Origin of the sequence: Methanobrevibacter sp. UBA188 (assembly GCF_905234905.1) — an archaeon.
Taxonomy (GTDB): domain Archaea; phylum Methanobacteriota; class Methanobacteria; order Methanobacteriales; family Methanobacteriaceae; genus Methanocatella.
The window spans coordinates 1-5,333 of the sequence record NZ_CAJOJM010000026.1 but is presented as its reverse complement, the minus strand read 5'-3'; the positions used below and the strand labels follow the sequence as shown (position 1 = coordinate 5,333).

The window sequence follows — 5,333 nt, the reverse complement described above, 5'->3', positions numbered from 1 at the left end:
CTTTTCTTTCAGGTTCTGGCTTTGATGTTTTTTCGCTGAGCGTTTTTGTATTTTGTTTTACCGGCTGCGGATTTTTGGTGTTGGGTGCATCATTGGACTTTGTGGCTGAATATATCTTGTATCCTCCATATGCCATCACAAGCAGTGACACGACAAGCAATGCTTCACTGCTGTTTGTTCCTCTAAGCACATAATTTCCACTTGCAGCTCCTAAAAACATTACTAATCCAACAATGAGTGTTATAACACCTGACCAGGTGCTGCCTCTGTTCTTGTTTTTATATCTGATTTTGTTGTATTCATCTGATCCGTATACTGCGGTTTCAACATCTTGGCCTTTCACATTTGTTCTGGCGATTAATGATTCTGTTGTGGTTGTCTTTGTGTAGTCCTTTTCAAGAATGTCTGTAAACAGGTTGAACAGCTCTTCAATGATTGCATCGGCATTGGCCTTTTTAACTTTCAGATATAACATTGAAGCGTCGCTTCCGATAGCTTCTACATATGCATATCCTTTGAAATTCAGTGCACGTGCCATGACACTTTGCTGAATGCCGAATAGCATGGCTTTGGATTCCTTGTCTTCATCGAAAATTTTGCCGTAGTTTATTTTATCAACAGTTTTTATTAATGCAGCGTATGAATCCTCTTCTGTGTAAGGCACAGCCAATTGCTTTTCAATACTGACGCCACCTTTTTTGTTGATTTCACTTTCCCAATTGTCTTTTGTGGATTTTGAAATTGCCATGAAATACCTCCCTTTTTAGGTATTATAATTTCTGTTTTTTATGGGGTATAAATCACTTAAATGAAAATATTTAATCAGGCTTCTTGGGCAATCATTTTTGAATTCATTATTTTAATTGGATGGTTAATATTTTTAATATTTTCAGGTGTTGGTTTTCTTTTGCTTGGATGCATATTTAATTTAATATGTTTAATCTATAAATTTCATTTAAAGTGGTGGTGTTATCTATCTGTAAAAAAATAAAAAAATAAGGAAGTTAAATTCCTTATCATGTTTCGGGTACTTCGTGGCCGTTTTCATCAATTACAGTTTCCGCTTCGTTACCGTTTTCATCAATCACTGCAGTGCCACTGTCATCATCATCGCTGCCTGTGTCGGAGCTGTCCTGTGATGTGTCACTGTAGTCAGGTGTATATGAATTGTATGAATCAGTAGATGTATCAGGAGATGCTGTTTGTGTGTCTGTTGTATCGGTATCGCTTCCAATCATTGCAGTCATGTTAATATCCTCTTCAACATAACCTGACTTGACATTGATTTTTTCTTTGAGACTGCTTGCCGTATAGTTGTTGTCTCCGTCATAGCTTACCTTAACCTCATATTCTCCGGGACTCATCTTGGCAAGTTTAACGATTGCAACGCCGGTAACGTGTGTTTTGACAGTTTTTGATAAAACTTCTTTTCCGCTTTTATCAGTAATTTTTACTGTAACTGGCTTATCAGCCAATGATTGCTTTTGTGCATCGGTTAACTTGATGTATATTGTACCGTTTTCTCCAAGGGTTCCGTTATTAAGCATTTTCAATTCGGTGTCCTTCGCCCCGGTTGAAGGGGAAAGCATGACACCTGCAACCACTATAAAGATAACGATTACTATTCCGATTATTATCAATTCCTTTTTATCCATTTAATCACCTTTAAAAAGAAATTTCAACTTAATCCTTTTTGTAATTAAATTATTATTTTTCATATTATATAAATCAATCATCATTTCTTTTCGTTTTTAATTTCATTTAGAATTTCATCCACCAAATCAGATCCGCCATCTTCATATTCGATTCTTTGATTTGTGCCTTCATCCAAGGTCAATTCTTCAAGTTGATAATCAACAGTCTGATATTCCTCTTGAGGTTGGTTCATTTCAGCTTTTGGAGGAACATACTCTTTTGGTTGGCTCATGATTCGAGCTGGCTGTTCGTTTCTGGCAGGTGCAGGGGTTTCAGTCCCTTGAGATTTAAGGTTTGGCCACATGTTTGCCAGAATTATTATTATCAAATAGCAGACCAGCAGATTTGAATAAAGATTGTTTTGACCACTCATAAGACATATTACCATGTTCAACAGATTCGGAATGAAAATTAAAAATATTTCATGGGAATTTGTTGTGTAGTAAATGAATCCAAGAAGAATTATTGACAGAATCACATAGACTATAGGACTGTTTAAAAGCCCGTCAAGGATGATGTTTTCACGGGTCATGTCAACGATTGAATTCAGTGACTTGAACTTGTCTGTTTTGACATTTACCTGAGTTGCATTTTCAAAGCCTTCCTTTGGAACGTCATTGATTCCCTTGAAAAACTGACTTTTAGCATTTTCAAGATTGACTCCATCTTCAAATGCATCATTTGCAGGGAAATTGTTGTTGGCATCGGTTTGATATATCATACCTAATGATGTAATCAGGACTATGCAAACAACGCTTATAAGACCAAGCTTTATCAATGCATCCTGAGGAGTTTTCTTTATAAAGAGATATGCCATGATTATTACCAATGAAAGCACTGATACGTAAATTCCAAAGGTGTTCAGTCCGCTTATGAATGCAAGTGTCACGGCAATCATTATTGCAAGCTTGCTGCTGATTTGGCCGTTTCTGTCGATTATTACCTTAATCAGGAAACATAAAAAGAGCACTGCATAGCTGAATAGGATATTGCTTGACAATGTAATTGAATAAATTGCATTTATTGGAATCAGACATACAATCATTGTTATGATGAACTGCAATACGAATCCATTGCTGTCGCTTTTTGTATCATCACGATGATAGTTGCATATAATCATCCAAATAAGGCTGAATACCAGTATCTGGAAAGCGCCGATTGATGCAGGGGATGCATAGATTTTAAGACATATCATCTCAATAATTGTGTGCAATATTGGATATGCGCCGGTAAATTCGCCTGTAGCAATTTGGTGAAGCTGGCTGAATGAAGCAGCGGTCAAAATGCCCGGATTATATATGTAAAGATATAATGAGATTAGAACGGGCACTATGAATATTATAAAATCCCTATAATTAAATTTTGAGTTTAAATTCATGAGTAATACTTTGTTTTTTAAGGTATATAACTGATTTTATGTTCTGCATGATTTTATTTTGTTAAAAGTGGGGCTTTATAAATATTGCATGTATAAATAAAAAGATAAGGATTGGTGAGATCCTTATTTTTTGACTTTAACTGTTTTTTTGACGGTGTCTTTTAGGTATGTTGCCTGATATGTTACCTTTTTGCCTACTTTGAGATTATTAAGTACTGATGATTTGACGGTAACTTTAGCTATTCCTTTGGAATTGGTTTTTGCCTTGTAGGTTTTGCCGGCAAACTTGAAGGTCATCTGTTTGCTTTTGAGTGCTGTTTTGCCCTTTTTAAGGGTTGCAGTCAATACAAGTTTCTTGGCGGATTTTTTGACTTTCACGCTTTTAAGGGTCACGAGATGCTTTACCACAAGCTTGACCTTTCCAGTATACTCTCCAAAATCTCCCCAGTTTATGAAGTTTATTGTATGAGTTCCAGGTTTCAAGTTCTTTGGAATCTTGACAGACACTTTTCCGTTTTTCTTGGCGTATGTGCCTAGGTAATATTTCTTGTCCAATGTGATGTCAATGTAGTCTCCCTTAAGTGCAAATGTCCTGCCTTCTCCATAAACGGTAAATGTCATTTTTTTGCCGTCTGTGTAGTACATGTAAACAGATTTAGGACTTACATACTCATCCACCACAGAAAATGTTTTGGATACTGTGTAAAGAGGGGAGGTTATTGTTATCCTGTGCTTTCCGTAGTTTAAGGAACTTGTTTTGACATAATACTTTAAGCGGTAATAATCCGCATCAATTCTTTTAGTATAAAGCTTGGTTTTCTTGCCGTCGATTTTAACGGTTACCTTTCCTGAAATCTCTTTAGGGATAAAAATCTCCAAATTGTTTCCCTTCACTATCTCATTATAGCAGTTCACGTCATAGGTCGCATTGACGAAAGCGGACTTGTTTATGCCTTTGTATTTCAGTGTGATGTTTGCCGGTTCCAGGAAAGTGTAGTATTCCTTATATACGTAACATTTCTCATCTTCCCAGTAATTTATCAGATTGTACTTTTGCCAATCGTACATATAGCAGGAATATCCATCATACTCTGAGCCCATATCTCCTTTTGCTTTAAAATTTGAGAGATTAATGGTCTTTTTCACACCATTGATGTAGAGATATGCATTTCCGGTCATGTTCTTGAGATATTTTATCATTATGTATCCACGATTGTCCAATGCGTCACGATTGTTCTCGTAGGTGTTCAGCAGATGAAGATTTGACGGGGCCTTGAGTATTATTGGGGATACGGTAAATGTTCCGGACAATGATGATGCGTTTTGGTATTCATCGCCTGAAAAGTTCAAATCGAAGTTATGTTGGCCAAGTGTCAATTTTGAAGCGTCAAATTTCAAATATGGGATTGCATCATAAATTGGGGGAATATAATTATAATCCATGGTTATGTTCTGTTTTTCCCCATCAATTGAAAGGGAAAAATTTCCTGTTGTGTATCCTACTCCATATACGTCGATTGATTGGTTAGGAGCGGGCAGGATTTCAATATTTTCTTCGACTGCAATGTTCCAAGTGTAGTTCTCTTCAATGTCTTTGTCATTTGTGTCCAGTTCAATTGTATCGTCAGTGGTTAATATTGCATCATCAGTAATGTTTTCGGATGCACTGGCTGCTCCCATTGCAAGTATCATGAGTAGCAGACTAATTATAAATATCTTTTTCATTTTAATCTTCCATTAATATTTTATTTCTTTTTTAAATGGAGATAAAATATATTATTTTTTAGGCGCTTCTGATTTGACATTAATTTGTGTTGGTTTTCGTATTAGAGTTTTAAAGAGTTATTATTTCTCCATTTCGATTTCTTTTAGAATTTCATCAATTAAATCGGTGTCTCCTTCAGAGGACTAATCAAATGTTTCCTGAGAATTTTCTTCTGTTGGTGTTTCTCCAAGTATCTCGTTGATGTCATCAAGAGTCAAATCCTCAAGTTCCTCTTCGATGTATGAGTAGTCATCTTCGTATGTTGGCTGTTGAGGTTCGACGTATTCAACCTCTTCCTGTTTTGGAGATTATCGGAATCATCAAAGAAAAGCATATGATTTTTCCCAAACATGATTAAATATTTGTTAAATTATATATAAAGAAGTATTGTCAAAAAAAAGAAATTTAAATAAGGGGTGTAATCCCTTATTTTTTAATTTTAACTGTCTTTTTGATTGTATCTTTTGCATATGTTGCCTGGTAGGTTATTTTTTT

General features: G+C 35.6%; 4 protein-coding genes. All 4 read right to left on the bottom strand.

Annotated elements, in window-relative coordinates; genetic code table 11:
• A partial coding sequence (locus QZ143_RS06430) for a hypothetical protein (protein ID WP_292882382.1) occupies positions 1 to 748 on the bottom strand: 748 nt, incomplete at its 3' end.
• Positions 749 to 1,016: 268 nt separating this feature from the next.
• Positions 1,017 to 1,655: an Ig-like domain-containing protein gene (locus QZ143_RS06425; protein WP_292882380.1), complete on the bottom strand. Its 639-nt coding sequence runs from the start codon at positions 1,653 to 1,655 to the stop codon at positions 1,017 to 1,019.
• A gap of 80 nt (positions 1,656 to 1,735) precedes the next feature.
• The gene (locus QZ143_RS06420; RefSeq protein ID WP_292882377.1) at positions 1,736 to 3,025 is read right to left on the bottom strand and encodes a hypothetical protein; all 1,290 of its coding nucleotides are present in this window, start codon (positions 3,023 to 3,025) and stop codon (positions 1,736 to 1,738) included.
• 171 nt (positions 3,026 to 3,196) lie between these two features.
• Positions 3,197 to 4,765, bottom strand: coding sequence for a hypothetical protein (locus QZ143_RS06415; protein ID WP_292882374.1), 1,569 nt, complete (start codon positions 4,763 to 4,765; stop codon positions 3,197 to 3,199).
• Positions 4,766 to 5,333 lie beyond the last annotated feature (568 nt).

Coding starts and splice junctions, on each gene's coding strand:
- QZ143_RS06415 (WP_292882374.1), bottom strand. CDS start 4,765: ATGATACTTGCAATGGGAGCAGCCAGTGCATCCGAAAACATTACTGAT.
- QZ143_RS06425 (WP_292882380.1), bottom strand. CDS start 1,655: ATGGATAAAAAGGAATTGATAATAATCGGAATAGTAATCGTTATCTTT.